The 20,332-nt window shown below is 42.9% G+C and carries 19 protein-coding genes; 18 read left to right on the top strand and 1 reads right to left on the bottom strand.

Translation table 11 applies throughout. The features are described 5' to 3' along the window. Nucleotides 1-77: 77 nt before the first annotated feature. The gene (gene yedF / locus HFM85_RS01640; protein ID WP_173737268.1) at nucleotides 78-689 is read left to right on the top strand and encodes a sulfurtransferase-like selenium metabolism protein YedF; all 612 of its coding nucleotides are present in this window, start codon (nucleotides 78-80) and stop codon (nucleotides 687-689) included. A 144-nt stretch (nucleotides 690-833) separates the two neighbouring features. Here yedF and HFM85_RS01635 read toward each other — a convergent pair whose 3' ends face one another. Next, complete coding sequence (locus HFM85_RS01635; RefSeq protein WP_173737269.1) at nucleotides 834-2,054, bottom strand: dicarboxylate/amino acid:cation symporter; 1,221 nt, start codon at nucleotides 2,052-2,054, stop codon at nucleotides 834-836. A gap of 110 nt (nucleotides 2,055-2,164) precedes the next feature. Between HFM85_RS01635 and HFM85_RS01630 the strand changes: the two genes are divergently transcribed. The 17 genes from HFM85_RS01630 to HFM85_RS01550 all read left to right on the top strand — a co-directional run bounded on the left by HFM85_RS01630 (nucleotide 2,165) and on the right by HFM85_RS01550 (nucleotide 20,330). Beyond that, nucleotides 2,165-3,313 (top strand): aminotransferase class V-fold PLP-dependent enzyme, encoded by a 1,149-nt coding sequence (locus HFM85_RS01630; protein ID WP_173737270.1) that lies wholly within the window; start codon nucleotides 2,165-2,167, stop codon nucleotides 3,311-3,313. A 48-nt stretch (nucleotides 3,314-3,361) separates the two neighbouring features. Next, nucleotides 3,362-4,372, top strand: a complete 1,011-nt coding sequence (locus tag HFM85_RS01625; RefSeq protein ID WP_173737271.1) for an XdhC family protein — start codon at nucleotides 3,362-3,364, stop codon at nucleotides 4,370-4,372. Between the two features lie 147 nt (nucleotides 4,373-4,519). Beyond that, complete coding sequence (locus HFM85_RS01615) at nucleotides 4,520-7,156, top strand: DUF5722 domain-containing protein (RefSeq protein WP_243873780.1); 2,637 nt, start codon at nucleotides 4,520-4,522, stop codon at nucleotides 7,154-7,156. A 470-nt stretch (nucleotides 7,157-7,626) separates the two neighbouring features. Next, on the top strand, nucleotides 7,627-8,838 hold the full coding sequence (locus tag HFM85_RS01610; RefSeq protein WP_173737272.1) for a zinc ribbon domain-containing protein: 1,212 nt from the start codon (nucleotides 7,627-7,629) through the stop codon (nucleotides 8,836-8,838). 1,069 nt (nucleotides 8,839-9,907) lie between these two features. Further along, nucleotides 9,908-10,954 carry an NAD-dependent epimerase/dehydratase family protein gene (locus tag HFM85_RS01605; RefSeq protein WP_173737273.1) on the top strand — a complete coding sequence of 349 codons (1,047 nt, stop codon included), beginning with the start codon at nucleotides 9,908-9,910 and terminating at the stop codon, nucleotides 10,952-10,954. A gap of 15 nt (nucleotides 10,955-10,969) precedes the next feature. After that, on the top strand, nucleotides 10,970-12,220 hold the full coding sequence (locus HFM85_RS01600; RefSeq protein WP_274602623.1) for a nucleotide sugar dehydrogenase: 1,251 nt from the start codon (nucleotides 10,970-10,972) through the stop codon (nucleotides 12,218-12,220). A 26-nt stretch (nucleotides 12,221-12,246) separates the two neighbouring features. Continuing rightward, a complete protein-coding gene (gene rfbA / locus HFM85_RS01595) occupies nucleotides 12,247-13,143 on the top strand; it encodes a glucose-1-phosphate thymidylyltransferase RfbA (protein ID WP_173737274.1) in 897 nt (298 codons plus the stop codon). Between the two features lie 44 nt (nucleotides 13,144-13,187). After that, complete coding sequence (gene rfbB, locus HFM85_RS01590) at nucleotides 13,188-14,207, top strand: dTDP-glucose 4,6-dehydratase (RefSeq protein WP_173737275.1); 1,020 nt, start codon at nucleotides 13,188-13,190, stop codon at nucleotides 14,205-14,207. Nucleotides 14,208-14,227: 20 nt separating this feature from the next. Continuing rightward, entirely contained in the window at nucleotides 14,228-15,142 is a 915-nt protein-coding gene (gene rfbD, locus HFM85_RS01585; protein WP_173737276.1) for a dTDP-4-dehydrorhamnose reductase, read from the top strand. Nucleotides 15,143-15,147: 5 nt separating this feature from the next. Further along, nucleotides 15,148-15,756, top strand: coding sequence for a dTDP-4-dehydrorhamnose 3,5-epimerase (rfbC, locus tag HFM85_RS01580; protein ID WP_173737277.1), 609 nt, complete (start codon nucleotides 15,148-15,150; stop codon nucleotides 15,754-15,756). 10 nt (nucleotides 15,757-15,766) lie between these two features. Continuing rightward, nucleotides 15,767-16,231 (top strand): PssD/Cps14F family polysaccharide biosynthesis glycosyltransferase, encoded by a 465-nt coding sequence (gene pssD, locus HFM85_RS01575; protein WP_173737278.1) that lies wholly within the window; start codon nucleotides 15,767-15,769, stop codon nucleotides 16,229-16,231. Continuing rightward, nucleotides 16,231-16,725, top strand: a complete 495-nt coding sequence (locus HFM85_RS01570; RefSeq protein ID WP_173737279.1) for a glycosyltransferase — start codon at nucleotides 16,231-16,233, stop codon at nucleotides 16,723-16,725. Before pssD ends, HFM85_RS01570 begins: the two co-directional genes overlap by 1 nt. Before the next feature lie 2 nt (nucleotides 16,726-16,727). Continuing rightward, a complete protein-coding gene (locus HFM85_RS16115; RefSeq protein ID WP_244092591.1) occupies nucleotides 16,728-17,009 on the top strand; it encodes an ATP-grasp fold amidoligase family protein in 282 nt (93 codons plus the stop codon). Beyond that, nucleotides 16,985-17,599: an ATP-grasp fold amidoligase family protein gene (locus tag HFM85_RS01565; protein ID WP_330594672.1), complete on the top strand. Its 615-nt coding sequence runs from the start codon at nucleotides 16,985-16,987 to the stop codon at nucleotides 17,597-17,599. The genes HFM85_RS16115 and HFM85_RS01565 overlap by 25 nt, the downstream gene beginning before the upstream one ends. A gap of 26 nt (nucleotides 17,600-17,625) precedes the next feature. Beyond that, on the top strand, nucleotides 17,626-18,732 hold the full coding sequence (locus HFM85_RS16460) for a glycosyltransferase family 1 protein (protein ID WP_173737280.1): 1,107 nt from the start codon (nucleotides 17,626-17,628) through the stop codon (nucleotides 18,730-18,732). A gap of 2 nt (nucleotides 18,733-18,734) precedes the next feature. After that, nucleotides 18,735-19,406 (top strand): DUF1919 domain-containing protein, encoded by a 672-nt coding sequence (locus tag HFM85_RS01555; protein ID WP_173737281.1) that lies wholly within the window; start codon nucleotides 18,735-18,737, stop codon nucleotides 19,404-19,406. Between the two features lie 27 nt (nucleotides 19,407-19,433). After that, on the top strand, nucleotides 19,434-20,330 hold the full coding sequence (locus HFM85_RS01550; protein WP_173737282.1) for a glycosyltransferase: 897 nt from the start codon (nucleotides 19,434-19,436) through the stop codon (nucleotides 20,328-20,330). Nucleotides 20,331-20,332: the final 2 nt, after the last annotated feature.

Genomic DNA, 20,332 nt, shown 5'->3' with positions numbered 1-20,332 from the left:
ATAAATCGCAGGACAGTTAAGCTGCGTAATAACAGAAGAACAGAATATACAAAATATTCAGGATAAAGGAGAAAGCCATGAAACATACAGTAGATGCAATGGGAAAACAGTGTCCGATTCCAGTAGTTATGACAAAGAAAGTACTGGATCATGCAGAACAGGATGATGAGATCCAGATCCTTGTAGATAATGAGACAGCAGTGAACAACTTAAGCAGACTTGCAGGAAGCACAGGATGCAGTTTTGTATCAAAGAAAACAGCGGATGGCTATGAAATCCGCATGGTAGTAAAATCTGACAAACAGGGAAGAAGTGAAGCAGAGCCGGAGATCGTCTGCGCACCGGCAGTACCGCAGGGAGATTATACTGTAAGTATTACCTCTGATAAGATGGGAGACGGAGATCCGGAGCTTGGCGGTATTCTGATCAAAGGCTTTGTCTATGCACTGACACAGCTTGAAACACCGCCGGCAGTGATGCTGTTCTACAATGGCGGAGCCAGGCTTACAGCGAAGGATTCTCCATGTATTGAAGACCTTCGTACACTGCAGGAGCAGGGAACAGAAATCCTTACCTGCGGAACCTGTGTGAACTTCTATGGTCTGGGAGAACCGGCAGTAGGAACTGTTACCAACATGTATACTATTGCTGAGAAGCTTACTAAGGCATCCAGGGTAATATGTCCGTAAATAAAGTGCATTCCCACAGGGAGTTCTGTAAATGTATAAAGAAAGCCTGTGAAGTCATCTGACCAAAGTAATAAATCCCCGCTCAGCTGTTATTATTGCCAAAAGCAATAAGCAGTAGGCGGGGACTTATATTATGCTCTGATTTTACAGATCAATATCAATATTCTGCTCTTTAATATGATGACGTTTGGCATAGCCTGTAAGCATCAGAGTCAGCGCACCGTCACCTGTAACATTGCATGCAGTTCCGAAGCTGTCCTGCAGAGCAAAGATAGTAAGCATCAGAGCTGTACCGGAACTGTCAAATTTCAGCACACCTGTGATAATACCAAGGGAAGCCATAACTGTTCCGCCCGGAACACCAGGAGCACCGATCGCAAAAACTCCAAGAAGCAGGCAGAAGATAACCATAGTTCCCATGGCAGGAACAGAACCGTACAGGATCTTTGAAACAGCCATACAGAAGAAAACTTCTGTCAGCACGGAACCGCAGAGATGGATATTTGCAAAAAGCGGAATTCCGAAATTTACCAGATCTTTTCTGAGCGGTTTTGCCCTGGAAGCACACTGGAGAGCTACAGGCAGAGTAGCTGCGGAGGACATGGTTCCAACAGCCGTAAGATAAGCCGGTGCATAATGCCTGAGAACTTCCAGAGGATTTTCACGGGAATAAACTCCTGCAAGAATGTACAGAAATGCCATCCAGATAAAATGCCCTGCCAGAACCAGAAAAATGATCTTTAGGAAAACAGGAAGCTGTCTGGTAATGGTTCCTTCGTAAGCCAGTCCACAGAATGTTGAGCCGATAAACAGAGGAAGCACAGGAATGATGATCCTTGATACCAGGGACAGGACGATCTTCTGAAATTCATCTAGGATACCGGTGATCAGTCTGGCCTTTGTCCAGGCGGCTGCAAGTCCGATCATTACAGAAAAAACAAGTGCACTCATAACAGACATGATCTGCGGAATCTCCAGCTCAAAGATCACTTCCGGCAGCTGCTTCAGGCCAGCTGTGTAGGAGTGGATAGAAAGATGGGGAATGAGCAAAAATCCTGATGCAGTGGAAAAAAGTGCTGCTCCGACGGAAGAACCATAAGCCAGGACAACAGCAACTCCAAGCATGACAGAAGCATTTTTCCCAAGCTTGGTGATGGACGGGGCGATAAAACCAAGGATGATCAGAGGTACGCAAAAGGTGATGATCTGTCCCAGGATATATTTGACAGTGACGACAATATTGAGAACTGCCATGGAAATTCCGTTTGTGCTGTACTGATTCAGGATCAGACCGGCGATAATACCAAGGAATACAGCAACCAGTAGTTTAAATGGCAGGCTTTTGAAAAAAGATGATTTTTTCATTGGAAAACCTCCTCTGATGGTATAAAATAACAGTAATTGTTCAATATTTTTGTGAATAATTACACAAAACATTATATGATTTTTTTACAAAAAGCACAAGGAGATTTGAGATGATTTATCTGGATAATGCATCCACAAGCTTTCATAAACCAGACTGTGTGTTTACAGCTGTAATGGAGGCCATGCACCAGGCAGGAAACAGCGGAAGAGGAAGCAGCGGAGAAGCGATGGAAGCATCGCACCTTATTTTTGATACAAGATGCAGGATAGCAGAAATGTTTGAGGCAGACGGGCCGGAATGTGTGGCTTTTACCAGTAATGCCACAGAAGCGTTGAACACAGCATTGTTCGGAGTTCTGCATCCAGGGGATGGTCCGGTCCATGCTATTGCAACAGAGATGGATCATAACAGTGTACTTCGCCCTCTTTATGCCCTGGAAAAAAAAGGTCTGGAGCTGACAGTTCTTCCGGCTGACAGAAAGGGCAGGATATCCCTTACAGATATGGAAGCTGCAATCCGGCCGGAGACAAAGGTGATCGTATGTACACATGCATCCAATCTTACAGGAAACAGAAATGATATTCATGCAATCGGTGAGATCGCGAAGAAACATGATATTCTATTTATTGCAGATGCTGCACAGACAGCAGGAGTTTTTCCGATTTCCATGAAAAAAGACCAGATTGATATCTTATGTTTTTCGGGACATAAAGGGTTGATGGGACCGCAGGGAACAGGAGTAATCTGTGTACGTCCTGGAGTGAAGGTAGAACCTCTGAAAGTCGGCGGAAGCGGGATACTTACCTTTCAGAAGGAACATCCGTCAGATATGCCGGAAGCACTGGAGGCAGGAACTTTGAACAGCCATGGTATTGCAGGACTTCGTGCAGCACTTGGATGGATACAGGAAACCGGAATTGACAGGATCAGACAGCGGGAACAGGATCTGATGATGAGATTCTATGAACAGGTAAAAACAATTTCAGGGGTGACTGTGTACGGGGATTTTTCCCAGAAGGACCGTTCGCCGGTCGTAACACTGAATATTATGGGTATGGGATCTTCCGAGCTTAGTATGATCCTTGGTGAAGATTACGGTATCAGTACAAGATCCGGCGGTCACTGTGCACCATTGATGCACCAGGCTCTTGGAACAGAGAAAACAGGAGCTGTGCGATTCAGCTTTTCCTGTTTTAATACAGAGGAAGAGGTAGACGAGGCGGCGAGAGCTGTGAAAGAGATCGCAGAGGAAGAATAGGCATCAGTGCTGTAAGAGCGGTATTGCTGAAAAGAGAGGATGGAAAAGATGTATCAGAAGATATATGATATTGTAGAAAAAAAAGGACGGGTAAAAACAGGAATATTTTTAAATGGAGAGAACGCAGGCCTTAAATATCTGGCAGAGGAAGATTATTTCGAAGGTTCCGGCACCGCAGAAAATGCATTGCTGCAAAAAGGAAAAGAAGTGCTGAAAAATGCGGTATTTCAGGCAGCAGGAACAGGAGTTGTGAAAGCCAAAGATCAGGAAATCTTTGTGGAAACCTACGAAAAAAATCCCCGTCTGATCATCCTTGGCGGTGGTCATGTATCCCAGCCTGTTGCAGAGATCGGACGGCTTCTCGGATTTCATGTAACTGTGATGGATGACAGAGAGGATTTTGTGACAAAAGAGCGTTTTCCCCAGGCAGATGAGCGGATCACAGGCGATTTTGAAACGCTTTCCGAAAAAATCCCACCATATGAAAATGCCTATTATGTAGTCGTAACAAGAGGACATCTGGGAGACTCCACCTGTGCAAGACAGATTCTGAAACGGCCTTTTGCCTATTTCGGAATGATCGGAAGCAGGACAAAGGTGAGGATCACCAGGGAAAAGCTTCTCAAGGAGGGTTTTACCGAAACAGAACTGGACCAGATCCATGCGCCTATCGGACTTCCCATCGGGGGGCAGATGCCGGCAGAGATCGCGGTCAGCATCATGGCAGAGATCGTTCAGGAGAAAAACAGATATTTCCGTACCTACTGTGATGAAGCTGTGGAGGCAGCTGTACGCTGCGGCGTTTCGGGAACCATGATTACAATTATTGAGAAAAAAGGATCTTCTCCAAGAGGAACCGGAAGTAAAATGTTCGTGTTTTCAGACGGAAGGAGTGCAGGTAGCATCGGCGGCGGAAAAGTGGAGTTTGAAGCTGCAAAGCATGCGGTAAATGTACGAAATGTGGAGACACGTACCTATGAGCTGGGCCAGGGAGTTGGAGATCTGGGAATGATCTGCGGCGGTACAGTAAGAGTACTTTTCGAACGGATCGCTTTATAGAGTACAGGCAGGATTGGCAGAAACCAGAGGCATTTTTTGTCGTGGTTTCTGTTTTTTTCCTGTGATATAATGAACTGGAAATAAAGGAAAAGCAGTTTCTGGAATCGGCACTATTTCAGGACTGTAAAGGAAAGAAGGAGAAAAAGAATGAGAAAATGGAAAAAAGTGATGGCAGCAGCATTGGCCGTTTCTATGATGGCTCCGTCCTGCCTGCCGCAGACATTATGGGCAGCAGAATTTTCCAGTGAAAGTGCAGAGGAAGCTTCCGAGGGTTTTGCAGAGAAAATTGCAGACAATATGGAAGAAAATGAGAACACTGCGGACGATGCTGTGACAGAACCGGATGAGATCGTAAAGGACGAGACCGAGGACTCAGGACCCGCAGAAGATCAGGATTTTGGATCTGATGATGAGGAGCTGACGAATGACAGTGATGCTGCTGACAGCGCAGACGCAGAAGAAGTGACAGAAGAGAATAACGAACTTGATCTGTCTGATGTACCAGAGATGGTCATGGAGGGAGAAGCTGTACAGGATTATCTTATTCAGCTGTACAGCAGCGGAAAACTGGTGAAATCCTACACAGTTTCCAATTCAGCATCTGCAGCGGCGAAAGCTCCTGCAGCACTGAAAAAAAGCGGCTACACATTCAAAGAATGGAACACAAAAGCAGATGGAAAAGGAACTGCATACAAACCGGGAGCATCCATCAGCAAGCTTCTGCAGGAAAGCAGTACGGCAGTGCAGCCCCAGAACGTGGAATCAGCGGACAGCAGTGTGAACTTGGCAGATTCAGCAGATGAGGCAGAAGCCGAACTGGAATCTGTACAGGATGTTCAGGCACCGGAAGTGCAGAGTGAGGTCCAAGATATAGCCGAAGCTCAGGATACAGCACAGGAACTGCTGGCTGAAGAAGATTCAGCGCAGCCCGTTGAACTGGAGCAGCAGAGCGATGCAGGTCTGGAAGTGAATCCGGCAGCAGAAGCATCAGCAGAGGATGACAAGATCACAGTCAGATTATATGCGATCTGGACAAAAAATGCTTCCTATAAAATTACTTATAAGCTGAATGGCGGAAAAAATCATGCCTCCAATCCGAAAACATACACCATCGAAAGTCAGATAAAGCTGAAAAATCCAACCCGTTCAGGCTATCATTTTGTTGGATGGTACAAAGACAGTAAATATAAAACAAAGATCAGCACCATAAAAAAAGGTTCTAAGGGTTCCCTGACCTTATACGCAAGATGGACCCCACAGGTAAGTCCATCTTCGAAGGCAGCAGCATTAACCTCGGTAAAAGGTCTCAGAGCAAAAACAATCGTAGCGACTGCTACAGTTCCTAAATATGTAAGAAGTTACGACAGCTATTACTATCTTGTATATGTAAATTCCAATACCGGAAAAGTAAAAAGAGCAGCAGCCAAAATAACAAAACCGCAGACTTCAAACCGTAAGATCACTCTGAAGGTAAATATTTCCAAAAATCCCGAATATGCACAGGGTAAATTCGCCATTGCAGTCAAAAAGACAAAAACGGCCTGGGCACTGATCAGCGGCAAGAGCTATGTCAGCAGTCCGGAAAAACTGGCCTCCAACCAGAAAGCATATTTTGTACCAAAGACAAAGAAAGGTATTCAGTCCACCAATATGCATGAGGTGACAGATACCAAGTCAAAAACAGTATTTATCAATATTTATGCTTCAGATATCATTGACGCAGGTTATCAGCCCTATACCTATAATGGAAAGAAATACTATTTTGGAGGACTGTATTCAATCCGTGAATTCATACATCAATGCAATGCAAAAGGCATACAGGTAACTGCTCAGATCAATCTGAACAAGAGCTATAATACGCAGAGTGTGATCACAGGAAACAGCCCATATACTGAAACAGCTTTTTATGGCTGGAATACATCAAAGAGCAGTTCCAGACAGACCATGGAAGCGATGTTTGCTTATCTGGGAACCATACTCGGTGATAATTACAGTTATGTAAGTAACTGGATCCTGGGCAATGAGATCAACAGTGCAAGCGGATATTATTATCTGGGAAATGTAAGTTTTTCCAAATATATATCCATGTACAGCGAAGCGTTCCGCTGTCTGTACAATGCAGTGCGCAGCAGCCGCGCAAGTTCCAAGGTATTTATCTGCCTGGATAACTGCTGGAGACAGAAAAACGTTTTTAAGGTAGCTTATACATCCAAAGCTACTCTGGATACTTTTGCATCCACAGTATCCAAGCTGCAGAAAGGCGTCAACTGGAACCTGGCTTACCACGCATACAGCCAGCCACTGACAGAATCACAGTTCTGGTCCAGCGTCAATGCGCCGCTTTTCACAAACGATGCAAACACTGCAACATTTATCACCATGCACAATATCCAGGCACTGACGAACTATGTAAAGAGCAGATATGGTTCCAAAACCCGTGTTATTCTGTCTGAGCAGGGCTATTCATCTTCCTTCGGCGGACAGGCAAACCAGGCAGCATCCATGGCACTTGCCTATTATAAAGCAGCCTGCAACCCGATGATCGATGCTTTCATTATCCGAAGCTATCAGGATGAAGCTCACGAAGTAGCACAGGGTCTGGCGCTTGGATTAAAAGACGCAAAAGGTAAGAAGAAAACAGTCTTCAATGTATTTAGAAACATGGACAGTACATCCTCTCTGAAATACACAGGAAATGTGCTGAACAGCAAAGTAGGAAACTGGAAAGCAAAAGTACCGGGCTACAGCGCAAAACGCGTTGCAAGTATGTACCGTGTCCAGTAAATCAAGATAAAAAAAGGAGTTCTGCACGACGGAAAGGTTGTGCGGAACTCCTTTTTTTATAGGATGATGTCGTTAATTATCTTCATAAGTCACAGGCTTAAAAAGACACTTTTTACAGCCTCAAGTAATGATACCATTGACTTTTTTCTTTGTCAAGGCGTGTAAACCTTGTTGAATGTACAAATAATGTCACTTTATGTACATGTTATGTCAAATATCAACTTGCAAAAATCTAAAAAAAGCACATAAATCCTCAAAAATCTCATTAGTGGTCATGAATAATGGTCACTTGTCTTTTATGCAAATACTTTTAAATTCAATGTTTTTTCTTATTTTAAATTCCTTTTAGGTGTCAATAAGTGGTCAGGCCTCATGATATGTCAGAAATAGAAACTGCATATTATGAGGCTTTTTTGCAATATTGTCGCTTATGAAGATATTAAGCGACAAAGACAGCAGAAAGTGGTGCCATGAAAACAGGATACAGTATCAGAACATGGCGGATGCGTCTCTTCTGTTCTGAAAAGCAAATGATCGAAGCAACAGAGGATTTATACCGGGAGGCAGTGAATTTCTACTATGAACTGCTCAAAGACCGGGAAGACCTCTGGGAAGAAAACCTGCTCGCCATCCAGGGACAGCTGGAAAAACTGACTGTGCCCGGAAAAGACGGAAGAGTACCCAGATATATCCCGCCAGGTGGAAAACTTCCCGTATATTTTCGGAGATCTGCCATGAACAAAGCTGCAATGGCAGTAAAAACAGCAGCAGGAGCAGAAAGTTTTCCGGAAAAGATCGATGCAAATATTACTTTTTTCAAAGGAATGTACAGAGACCTTACGGACACATCCGTAGTTTTAAAGCTCTGGAATGGAAAGAAATGGATCTGGACAGAATGCAGCCTGACAGGGCGGCCGTTCCCGAAAGAAGCAGCGATCCTTTCTCCAACACTGGTTCATGAAGAAAAATGGCTGATGCTCCACGTGCCTGTGAAGCAGGAAAATTCCGATGCAAGAACAGCAAAGGAACGGATGAAAGAAGGCACCAGGATATGCAGTGTGCGGTTCACCAATACGGACAGTTTTGCAGTATGCACAGTCCTGGATGAACAGTCCATCCCCCTTGCAATGAAAAACTGCAGCGGAGGAAAGTCCTACCGCCATCACTGCCGGGAACTGCTGAAAAAAATAGAGACATCAAAAACCTATACAGACAAAGACAATGTCACTCAGCCAAACAGAAAATATTACATGCATCTCAAGCACCTGAACGAGCACTACGCCCACCAGGCCAGTAAAGAGATCATAGAATTTTGCAAAAAGAACCAGGCAGGAATCATCGTACTACCGGAATATGAAGAGAATTTTTCCAGGATATCCATGTACAGAAGCGGAAATTATTCGCCGCTCCACTTAAGTATCCGTATCCGGAATTACCTGAAATACAAAGCTTGGGCCGAAGGAATCCTGGTACTGGAGCTGCGCGCCGACGGAACCGAAAAATACTGTTCCATCTGCGGATCTCCCGGAAAAAAGCAAGGCAGCTTATTTATCTGCCGGAACGGCCACCAGGTCAACCGTTTCCTGAACGCCGCCCGGAATCTGGGGACGAAATGCCAGGAAAGCTTCCGGAGAAATCAGAAAACATCCGAAAAAAATTCCGATAATACAGCAGTTGATTAACGGAATCCGTTACTGAGTTATCCGATTCAGAATCTAACAATTAACGGAAATGTTACCAGGCTTGAAATAAATAAAGTCAGTAAGCGGCAGAAATGCCTCTTATATAAATACTGAGAAATCAGTAAGAGAGGGCGCGCCAGCGACGCACCCTTTCCGGTTGAATACCGCCAGGCGGCCCTACGCAGGCGTCGCCAAAGAACCATGTTGCATCGGAGATGGAGTGTGGGGTGTATTCGAAGTTATAAAAATAAAATGATATAGAGAATGAAATAACATATACCAATAAATGTCTACTCAACAAACCGCATTGACGTAGCATAGTCGAAAAGAACCTGTTTTGTACACTATATAGGGTACTGAAATTGGTTGTATTTCACAACTATATGAACTATAAATGCGAGATATTTATACAAAACGCTAAACTTTTGACCCCTGTGGCACAAAATTGGCACATCTTTTTCAGAAGAATCATAGAAATGGCGGAAAACAGGAGAAAACAACAAAAATCCATGAGTTTATCATTAACGTCTGAAACTGCTGTTGAGTACACTATATGACCCGCTAATGACACCTACATCATAACGGTTTGTTGAGTTATGAAAAATAGAGAAAAACAGATGATTTCTACTTCAAAAAACAGCTGTTGAGTAGAGCATGAATGGTGATGATAATTACATGTTTTGAGTGGTTGAAGTGAATGATTTGTTCATGGTGAACAATGAATGGCGAGAATTGGATTGAATGATATGTACAATTTTAATAAAACTCATGCACCGACAGGGTTCGATTCAACAATCCAACACTTAGAAAAAACGTCATTGCAGGGTATACGGGGCTCGACTGTATAAATCATCACTTCGGTTATAGAGGAATAGAGACGAGTGTACTCAACGGATGTTTTATGGAGTAGAAAACAAGGGAAATATGATTGCTGGGGTAGTTGGATACGACAGTATAAGAAAACACTTAGCCGCGTGGTTATCACACAGTGGAAATTAGAGAAAAACACTATCTGTGAAGAGCAGATATGTACATAGATTAGGAAGTTAACAAAAATGGAGGAATACATATGAGCACAGTTACTTTAGATAATAAAACGATTTTAGTCACAGGTGCAGCCGGTTTCATAGGCTCCAACCTTGTGAAACGAATTTATCAGGAGGCTCCTTCTGCTACGGTCATCGGCATCGACAACATGAATGCTTACTACGACGTGGCACTCAAAAAGTTCCGCCTGAACGAGCTGGCCAAGTATCCCACATTTACCTTTGTCAAAGGCAACATCGCCGACAAGGAGCTGATCACAGAGCTGTTCGAGAAGTACAAGCCGTCTGCGGTCGTCAACCTTGCAGCACAGGCTGGTGTGCGTTACTCCATCACCAACCCGGATGCCTATGTGGAATCTAACTTGGTCGGCTTTTTCAATATCCTCGAAGCCTGCCGTCATAACCCTGTAGAGCATCTGGTGTATGCTTCTTCTTCCTCCGTCTATGGTTCCAACAAGAAGGTTCCGTACAGCACGGATGATAAGGTTGACAATCCTGTTTCCCTTTATGCAGCTACCAAGAAATCCAATGAGCTGATGGCACATGCCTACTCCAAGCTCTACAACATTCCTTCCACTGGTCTGCGATTCTTTACGGTCTATGGTCCGGCAGGCCGTCCTGACATGGCTTACTTCGGATTCACCAACAAGCTGGTGAAGGGTGAAACTATCAAAATCTTCAACTATGGCAACTGCAAGCGTGATTTTACTTATGTGGATGACATCGTTGAGGGTGTTGTCCGTGTGATGAAGAAAGCACCGGACAAGAAGAACGGTGAGGACGGTCTGCCGATTCCGCCGTATGCAGTTTACAACATTGGCAATCAGAACCCGGAAAATCTTCTGGACTTCGTGCAGATTCTGAGTGAGGAGTTAGTAAGAGCGAAAGTTCTGCCGGAAGATTATGACTTCGAGGCACACAAGGAACTGGTTCCGATGCAGCCGGGTGATGTGCCTGTGACCTATGCAGATACTAGCGCACTGGAGCGTGACTTCGGATACAAGCCTAGTACTGATTTGAGAACTGGTCTGCGGAAGTTCGCTGAGTGGTATGCAGAGTTTTATAAATAATTAGAGGATAGAAAAATGAGAGAATTTAAAGATTTGAAAATTGCTGTGGCCGGTACCGGCTATGTTGGCCTTTCCATTGCTACGCTGCTGAGCCAGCACCATCATGTTACGGCTGTGGATATTATCCCGGAAAAGGTTGAGCTGATTAACAACCGGAAGTCTCCTATTCAGGATGACTATATCGAAAAATATCTGGCAGAAAAAGAACTGGATCTGACCGCAACTTTGGATGCAAAGGAAGCATACTCCGATGCGGATTTTGTAGTCATTGCTGCACCTACAAATTACGATAGTAAGAAGAATTTCTTTGACACAAGCGCAGTCGAAGCGGTCATCAAACTGGTGATTGAGAATAACCCGGAAGCCATTATGGTTATCAAGTCCACAATTCCTGTTGGCTATACTGCTTCTGTTCGTGAAAAGTTCCACTGCGATAATATCATCTTCAGCCCGGAATTCCTGCGTGAGAGTAAGGCTCTGTACGACAACCTGTATCCGAGCCGTATCATTGTCGGAACCGATATAGAGAATGCCCGACTGGTGAAAGCAGCACACACTTTTGCAGATCTCCTGCAGGAAGGTGCAATCAAGGAGAATATTGACACGCTGTTCATGGGATTTACCGAAGCAGAAGCTGTCAAACTTTTTGCGAATACCTATCTGGCACTGCGCGTGTCCTATTTCAACGAGCTGGATACTTATGCAGAGATGAAGGGGCTGAACACACAGCAGATCATCAACGGTGTCTGCCTCGATCCTCGTATCGGTACTCATTATAATAATCCTTCCTTTGGATATGGCGGATATTGCCTGCCGAAAGACACTAAGCAGCTGTTAGCAAACTATGCTGATGTGCCGGAGAACCTGATTGAAGCTATCGTGGAGAGCAATAGAACCCGTAAAGATTTCATTGCAGATCGTGTCCTGGAAATTGCTGGTGCGTATGAGGCAAATGATAGCTGGGATGAGAGCAAGGAAAAAGAGGTCGTGGTTGGTGTTTATCGCCTGACCATGAAGAGCAACAGCGATAATTTCCGCCAGAGTTCTATTCAGGGCGTTATGAAGCGCATCAAGGCAAAAGGGGCAACTGTCATCATTTACGAGCCGACTTTGAAGGATGGCGAGAAGTTCTTTGGTTCCGTTGTCGTAAATGATCTGGACGAGTTTAAGAAGCAGAGTCAGGCCATCATCGCAAACCGATATGACAAGTGCTTGGATGATGTGAAAGAAAAAGTTTATACGCGCGACATTTTCCAGAGAGATTAAGAGATAGCGAAGGGGAGAAAGTAGATATGAAGGGTATTATTTTGGCAGGAGGATCAGGCACTCGCCTGTATCCGCTCACAAAGGTTACGAGTAAGCAGCTCTTACCGATTTTTGATAAACCGATGATTTATTATCCGATGTCTGTTCTGATGAATGCTGGCATTCGTGATATTTTGATTATTTCCACACCGCAGGATACACCTCGCTTTGAGAATCTTCTCGGCGATGGTCACCAGTTTGGTGTGAACCTGACCTATGCTGTTCAGCCTTCCCCGGATGGACTGGCACAGGCATTTATTATTGGTGCTGATTTTATTGGCAACGACTCTGTGGCTATGGTGCTGGGTGACAACATTTTTGCCGGCCATGGACTGAAAAAGCGTTTGCAGGCAGCAGTTCAGAACGCTGAAAACGACAAGGGAGCAACTGTGTTTGGCTACTATGTCGATGATCCGGAGCGTTTTGGCATTGTGGAGTTTGACAAGAATGGAAAGGCTATTTCTATCGAGGAAAAGCCGGAATATCCGAAGAGCAATTACTGCGTCACAGGTTTGTATTTCTACGACAATCGTGTAGTCGAGTTTGCAAAGAATCTGAAGCCATCTGCGCGTGGTGAACTGGAAATCACGGATCTGAACCGCATTTATCTGGAAGATGGTTCTCTGAATGTGGAACTGCTGGGACAGGGCTTTACTTGGCTGGATACTGGTACACATGAGAGCTTGGTGGATGCGACCAATTTTGTCAAGACCGTGGAGCAGCATCAGCATCGTAAGATTGCTTGCCTGGAGGAGATTGCATACCTGAACGGCTGGATCAGTAAAGATGAGTTGATGGAAGTATACGAAGTCATGAAGAAGAATCAGTACGGTCAGTATCTGAAAGATGTTATGGACGGAAAGTATCAGGAACATCTGTACTAAGAGATAGAGGAAACATTAGAACACACAAGTAGAGGAGATCAATCATGAATATTATTGTAACTGGCGGTGCTGGATTTATTGGTAGTAACTTTATTTTTCATATGCTGAAGAAGTATCCGGATTACCGGATCATCTGCCTGGATAAGCTGACCTACGTGGGTAACCTGTCTACGCTGGCACCTGTTATGGATAATCCGAACTTCCGCTTCGTAAAGGCTGATATCTGTGATCGCGAAGCTGTGAATAAACTGTTTGAAGAAGAACATCCGGACATCGTGGTGAACTTTGCGGCAGAATCTCATGTTGACCGTTCTATCGAAGATCCTGGCATCTTCCTCCAGACTAACATCATCGGTACCAGTGTACTGATGGATGCTTGCCGTAAGTATGGCATCCAGCGTTACCATCAGGTTTCTACGGATGAGGTTTACGGTGACCTGCCGTTGGATCGTCCTGACCTGTTCTTCACCGAGGAGACCCCGATTCATACCAGCTCTCCGTACAGCAGCTCCAAGGCTGCAGCAGACCTGCTGGTTCTGGCTTACCACCGGACCTACGGTCTCCCTGTGACCATTTCCCGTTGCTCTAATAACTATGGTCCGTATCACTTCCCGGAGAAGCTGATTCCGCTGATGATCGCTAATGCTCTGGCTGACAAGCCGCTGCCTGTTTACGGCGAAGGTCTGAATGTCCGTGACTGGCTGTACGTGGAAGACCACTGCAAGGCCATTGATTTGATTATTCACAAGGGTCGTGTGGGCGAAGTTTACAATGTCGGCGGTCACAACGAGAAGCAGAACATCGAGATTGTGAAAATCATCTGTAAGGAACTGGGCAAGCCGGAGAGCCTGATCACTCACGTTGGCGATCGTAAGGGCCATGATATGCGTTATGCTATTGATCCGACCAAGATTCACAATGAGCTGGGCTGGTTGCCGGAGACCAAGTTTGAGGACGGCATTAAAAAGACCATCCAGTGGTATCTCGATAATCGTGAGTGGTGGGAGACCATCATCAGCGGTGAGTATCAGAACTACTACGAGAAAATGTACAGCAACCGCTAAAAGCCAGAGGAGGAAAGAACATGAAGTTTTTTGTAACAGGCGTTGGCGGTCAGTTGGGCCATGATGTGATGAATGAGCTGCTGAAGCGCGGTCATGAAGGTGTTGGTTCTGATATTCAGGAAAACTACAGTGGTGTTGCTGATGATTCTGCGGTGACGAAGGCTCCATATATAGCACTGGATATTACTGATAAGGACGCTGTTGAAAAAGTAATTACAGAAGTAAATCCGGATGCCGTGATCCATTGTGCAGCATGGACTGCTGTGGACATGGCAGAGGATGATGATAAAGTAGCGAAGGTTCGTGCTATCAATGCAGGCGGCACGCAGAATATTGCAAATGTATGCAAGAAACTGGATTGTAAGATGACCTATATCAGCACGGACTATGTGTTTGATGGTCAGGGCACAGAGCCCTGGCAGCCAGATTGCAAGGATTATAAGCCTTTGAATGTATACGGTCAGACAAAGCTGGAAGGTGAGTTGGCAGTCAGCCAGACACTGGAGAAGTATTTCATCGTCCGCATTGCTTGGGTGTTTGGGCTGAACGGCAAGAACTTTATTAAAACGATGCTGAATGTTGGTAAGACTCACGATATCGTGCGTGTGGTCAACGACCAGATCGGCACACCGACCTATACATATGATTTGGCTCGGCTGTTGGTCGATATGAACGAAACCGAAAAATACGGCTATTATCATGCAACCAACGAGGGCGGCTATATTAGCTGGTATGATTTCACGAAAGAAATCTATCGTCAGGCTGGATATAAGACAGAAGCGGTTCCCGTCACTACGGCAGAGTACGGTCTGAGTAAGGCAGCTCGTCCGTTCAACAGCCGTTTGGACAAAAGCAAGCTGCTGGAAGCTGGATTTACTCCGCTTCCGACTTGGCAGGATGCACTGAGCCGCTATCTGAAAGAAATTGAGGAGTAAAGAAAATGGGACAGATTAAAGTTGAGAAAAATGTAGGCGGTATTGAAGGGCTTTGCGTAATTGAGCCTGCGATTCACGGCGATGCGCGTGGCTATTTTATGGAAACCTATAACGAAATAGATATGAAGGAAGCAGGCATTGACGTTCACTTTGTTCAGGATAATCAGTCTATGTCCACAAAGGGCGTTCTGCGCGGTCTGCATTTCCAGAAACAGTATCCGCAGTGCAAGCTGGTTCGTGCGGTGCGTGGCACTGTGTTCGATGTTGCTGTTGACCTGAGAAGCAACTCGGAAACCTATGGCAAGTGGTATGGCGTGACGCTGTCTGCTAAAAACAAGAAGCAGTTCCTTATCCCGGAGGGCTTTGCACATGGATTCCTGGTGCTGAGCGATGAGGCAGAATTCTGCTATAAGGTCAACGACTTCTGGCATCCGAATGATGAAGGCGGAATGGCTTGGAATGACCCTGAGATCGGCATTGAGTGGCCGGAAGTACAGGGCGAATACAATGGCAGTGCAAGCGCAGAAGGTTACACACTGGAAGATGGTACAGTATTGAATTTGAGCGATAAGGATCAGAAATGGCTGGGGCTGAAAGATACTTTTAAATTTTGAGGAAAAATCAATGAAACATAATAGAAAACCAAGACTGTGCTTTGTATCATCTTCGGGCGGACATTGGGAACAACTTCAGAAATTGGAACCGCTTGCTAAAAAGTATGAAGGTTTTTTCGTTACAGAGAAAACTCAATTTGATGCGCCACTCGGTAAGTATTTTATGAAGCAAACAGATTTAAAGGATAAATTTATGGTTCCTAAGATGCTGTGGAATTCGATTTATACTCTTTACATCTGGGCAAAAGAAAGACCGGACTTTGTTATCACAACTGGAACAATGGTGGCGTATCCATTTTACCTTTTAGCCGTGTTGTTCCACAAAAAATTTGTGTTTATTGAAACATTCGGTCGAGCAAATATGCCAACTGTGGCGGGCAAAAAGATGGAAAAGCACGCGGATTTATTTATTGTTCAGTGGGAAACACAGAAAAAATTCTATAAAAAAGCAATTTATGGAGGTTGTTTATACTAATGATCTTTGTGACAGTCGGGTCAAGAAATTATCCTTTTGACCGTTTATTTAAAAAATTAGATGAGCTATATGAAAAGGGTGTGTTGACGGACGCGATGTTTGCACAGATTGGCACATCTACATACAAGCCAAAACATTATGAGTATAAAGACTTTATTTCACAAGAGGAATTCTTGGAAAAGGTAAAAGAGGCGGATATTGTGGTTTCACATGGTGCATCCGGCTCGATTATGAAAGCCTTAAATGCGGGCAAAAAAGTCATTGCTGTAACTCGTCTTGCGAAATACGGAGAACATATCAATGATCACCAGATTCAAAACAACGAGGCATTCAACCTTAATCGTTATGTTCTAATGGCAGATCTGGAACTTAATAATCTGGGGGAATGCTTTCAGAAAATTTATGAGGGAACAGATGAGTTGGTTCCATGGGTGAATAAAGACCCAATGGCAATTGTAAATATGATTGATAAATTTATTCAGGAGAATTGGTGATTATGAGTAGCAATAAATTGGCCAAGAAAATAAGATATGCATTACGATTTATGCCGGATGCAATGTATATCCAGTTGAATTATTTTGCGCATTTTAAGAAGTTTGCAAATCTTAAGAAACCTGGGACATATAACGAAAAATTGAACTGGCTGAAGATACACGACCGCAATCCATTATACACTACCCTTGTGGATAAATACGAAGTGAAAAAGTATGTAGACGAAATTCTGGGGGGGGGTACACAATACCGACTCTTGGTGTGTGGGACAGGTTTGATGATATAGATTTTGATCGGCTTCCAAATCAGTTTGTATTGAAGTGTACACATGATTCAGAAGGACTTGTAATCGTAAAAGATAAAAGTACGCTCGACATTCAAAAGGCAAAAGAAAAAATTGAAGCAGCGCTTAAACAGAACTTTTATTATATTGGTCGAGAGTGGCCATATAAAAATGTTGAGCCGCGAATCATTGCAGAACCATATCTTGAAGACCATGTGGATGGTGAATTGCGTGATTATAAGTTTTTTTGCTTTAATGGTCAGCCGAAACTTATGTTTGTTGCATCTGATAGAATCAAAAATGCAACGAAATTTGATTATTATGATTTAGAGTTTAATCATTTGAATATTGTGCAAAAATATCCAAATGCCGAGGCTCCACTAAGAAAGCCTGTAACATTCGAGAAAATGATAGAGTTTTCCAAGGTGCTATCTAAAGATTTTCCGCATGTTAGAGTCGACTTTTATGAAGTTGATGGACACCTTTATTTTGGGGAACTTACTTTTTACCATTTTAGTGGGTTTATGCCGTTCAAACCTTCAAAATGGGATGAAATAATGGGCAGTTGGCTAACATTGCCGCAGAAAAAATAAATCATATACAACGAGGGGGAGCATAAGTGAAGAAAATTAAGATACTTACATTATCAACTTCCGGTCTAGGAAAAAAGGAAGGTATATCCACAGTTATCTTGGATAATTATGCTCTGTTTGATAAGAAAAAATTTCAGTTAGATATGATTGCTTCTGGAGATTATAGTTATCAATTAATCTCTGAGTTTCAAAATATTGGCGTAAATATTAAGTGCCTCCCTTCGAGAAAAATTAGTGTTGTCCAGTATATAACTGCATTAGTAAAACTTATGAAAGAAGAAAAGTATGATGCGGTTTATCTCCATGGAAGTAGTGCGATTTTAAGCATAGAACTTATCATAGCGAGAATGTGCGGATGTAAAATCCGTGTAGTACACTCGCATAATACCACATGCGACCATAAGATGGCAGATAAATTGTTGCGGCCAATATTTTATAGAAATTATACTGTTGCATTGGCATGTGGATACGAAGCAGGCCAATGGCTTTATGGAAATCGACCTTTTGACATTATAAAAAATGGAAGAAATACAAAAGTATATGCTTTTTGTTCTGAAAAAAGAGATTATATGAGAGAAAAATTGGGCCTTTCAGCCCAAACGCTAGTTCTTGGCCATGTGGGAAACTTTAATGCGCAGAAAAATCAGGTCTTTTTGTTGGACGTTTTGGATCGGCTATTAAAAGTAGAACGCAATTTAAAACTATACCTGATGGGCGATGGAACGACTCGTAAAAGTATTATGCAAATGGCTAATGATAGAGGATTGAGTCAGTACATAGTATTTACAGGATCGATTCAAAATGTTCCAGATATGTTACAGGCTATGGACTTAATGCTTCTTCCGTCTTTGCATGAAGGACTTCCATTGGTTGCTGTTGAATGGCAAATGATGGGATTGCCTTGTATCTTGTCAGATAAAATCACCAAAGAATGTGTGTTTACGGATACAGTGAGATTTTTGCCAATTGATAGTGCTGAGAACTGGAAAAATGCCATTTTGGAAAGTAGAACCATATCGAATAATCGAGTAGATGCTTCTGAAAAAGCAATTTCAGCAGCGAAAGAAATAGGGTATGATTTGCAAGAAAATGCTCAGAAGTTGCAGCAGTATTTTGAAAGAGGTGACAAATAGTAATGCCATCAATCGAAGGGGTAAGACTTAAATTTAGAAACAAAATATATATCCCACTTACCTGCAAAAAGAGAAGCACATACTTAAAAACAAAGGATTTCACAATAATATCCAATAACTGCTGGGGTGGGACTGTATATGAAGCATATGATTTGCCGAAAGGCTCACCGACAGTTGGTATGTTTTTTATCGCAAAAGATTACATTGAATTTTTGTCTGATTTAAAAGGCTATATTGGTGGTAAGCTTGTCTTTATTAAACCAGAAGAATCTCGGTGGAAAGAAATGACGGAAGTATCCGGTGATAAAAGATTTGGACATTATCCAGTTGGTGTGCTATCTAATGGAAAGAATACAATAGAAATTTTCTTTCTGCATTATCACAGTGAACAAGAAGCTAGAGATAAATGGGAACGCCGTATTAACAGAATTAATTGGAATAAGATACTTGTCAAATTTAATGATCAAAATGGCTGTACAGAAACTGAAGTAGAAAAGTTTATGTCGTTTCCATTCAAAAATAAATTATTTTTCACATGTAAACATTGGCCGAATGAAGATGGAAGATATACAATCATTCATCAGTTCCCAAAGAATAATGTGATAATGGCATCATATGAGCCTTTTGGAAAAAGTAAATATATAGATATAACCGAAATTCTGAACACACTGTAAAATGAATTTTGGTTTTACGGAGGTCTTATGAGAATTGCGGTTTTAATGTCAACATATAATGGACACCTTTTTTTGGATAAGCAGTTGGAAAGTCTAGCAAATCAGACAGTTGCTGACGAAATGACAGTTTACATCAGAGATGATGGTAGTACAGATAATACTTTTGATATCATTGAAAATTGGAAGAAGAAAATAAAGATAGTTTTATATAAAGAAAAAAATGCAGGTCCGGCAATGAGTTTCTGGATGTTATTGATGAATCCTGAAATTCAAGCCGACTATTATGCTTTTTGCGATCAGGATGACATTTGGGATGCTAATAAAATCGAAAAGGGAATTGAGCACCTTAAGGGTAATACGTATTTGTATGCTTGTAACTGCCGCATCATAGATGAGAACGGCACAGTTATTAAAGAATGTCGAACTAACAGAACACCTAATATGACTATTCGGAAATTGTTTGTCTCGGGTTGTACTCAAGGATGTTCTATGATTTTTTCTGATACATTGTGCCAACGTATTAGGACTGCAAACATAAGTTGCATTCCTATGCATGATTTGATTGTTATGTTGTATGCAAACTGCGAAGGCTCAATTTACTGGGATATGGAGCCTCATTTTGGATATCGAGTTCATTCTAATAATGTTGTGGCAAAGAACAATAAAACCGGCGTTCAAAAACTAAAAACTGTATTATGGAATTGGAAAAATAGCAGTAAGCACTCTATGTCAATTGTAGCGGAAGAGTTAATTGCCAGTGAAAAGCAGATTCAGAGAGACGACATGGATTATTTAATGTATATGAGTAACTACAAAAAAAGCATTATCGGTAAATGGAAAATTATGGAGATCGGTGAGATGAAAGGCATGGACAAGAATGCTGTGCGTTCATATAGAATCCGCGTACTTCTGAATTTACTATAAGG

Source organism: Blautia schinkii, from assembly GCF_013304825.1.
Classification (GTDB): Bacteria; Bacillota; Clostridia; order Lachnospirales; family Lachnospiraceae; genus Blautia_A; species Blautia_A schinkii_B.
Note: the sequence above shows the minus strand (reverse complement) of the source record. Positions and strands in the feature narration are given on the sequence as shown.

What these genes read in the sequence shown, in the direction of transcription:
- yedF (WP_173737268.1), top strand. Translation starts at nt 78, where the DNA reads ATGAAACATACAGTAGATGCAATGGGAAAACAGTGTCCGATTCCAGTA.
- HFM85_RS01635 (WP_173737269.1), bottom strand. Translation starts at nt 2,054, where the DNA reads ATGAAAAAATCATCTTTTTTCAAAAGCCTGCCATTTAAACTACTGGTT.
- HFM85_RS01630 (WP_173737270.1), top strand. Translation starts at nt 2,165, where the DNA reads ATGATTTATCTGGATAATGCATCCACAAGCTTTCATAAACCAGACTGT.
- HFM85_RS01625 (WP_173737271.1), top strand. Translation starts at nt 3,362, where the DNA reads ATGTATCAGAAGATATATGATATTGTAGAAAAAAAAGGACGGGTAAAA.
- HFM85_RS01615 (WP_243873780.1), top strand. Translation starts at nt 4,520, where the DNA reads ATGAGAAAATGGAAAAAAGTGATGGCAGCAGCATTGGCCGTTTCTATG.
- HFM85_RS01610 (WP_173737272.1), top strand. Translation starts at nt 7,627, where the DNA reads ATGAAAACAGGATACAGTATCAGAACATGGCGGATGCGTCTCTTCTGT.
- HFM85_RS01605 (WP_173737273.1), top strand. Translation starts at nt 9,908, where the DNA reads ATGAGCACAGTTACTTTAGATAATAAAACGATTTTAGTCACAGGTGCA.
- HFM85_RS01600 (WP_274602623.1), top strand. Translation starts at nt 10,970, where the DNA reads ATGAGAGAATTTAAAGATTTGAAAATTGCTGTGGCCGGTACCGGCTAT.
- rfbA (WP_173737274.1), top strand. Translation starts at nt 12,247, where the DNA reads ATGAAGGGTATTATTTTGGCAGGAGGATCAGGCACTCGCCTGTATCCG.
- rfbB (WP_173737275.1), top strand. Translation starts at nt 13,188, where the DNA reads ATGAATATTATTGTAACTGGCGGTGCTGGATTTATTGGTAGTAACTTT.
- rfbD (WP_173737276.1), top strand. Translation starts at nt 14,228, where the DNA reads ATGAAGTTTTTTGTAACAGGCGTTGGCGGTCAGTTGGGCCATGATGTG.
- rfbC (WP_173737277.1), top strand. Translation starts at nt 15,148, where the DNA reads ATGGGACAGATTAAAGTTGAGAAAAATGTAGGCGGTATTGAAGGGCTT.
- pssD (WP_173737278.1), top strand. Translation starts at nt 15,767, where the DNA reads ATGAAACATAATAGAAAACCAAGACTGTGCTTTGTATCATCTTCGGGC.
- HFM85_RS01570 (WP_173737279.1), top strand. Translation starts at nt 16,231, where the DNA reads ATGATCTTTGTGACAGTCGGGTCAAGAAATTATCCTTTTGACCGTTTA.
- HFM85_RS16115 (WP_244092591.1), top strand. Translation starts at nt 16,728, where the DNA reads ATGAGTAGCAATAAATTGGCCAAGAAAATAAGATATGCATTACGATTT.
- HFM85_RS01555 (WP_173737281.1), top strand. Translation starts at nt 18,735, where the DNA reads ATGCCATCAATCGAAGGGGTAAGACTTAAATTTAGAAACAAAATATAT.
- HFM85_RS01550 (WP_173737282.1), top strand. Translation starts at nt 19,434, where the DNA reads ATGAGAATTGCGGTTTTAATGTCAACATATAATGGACACCTTTTTTTG.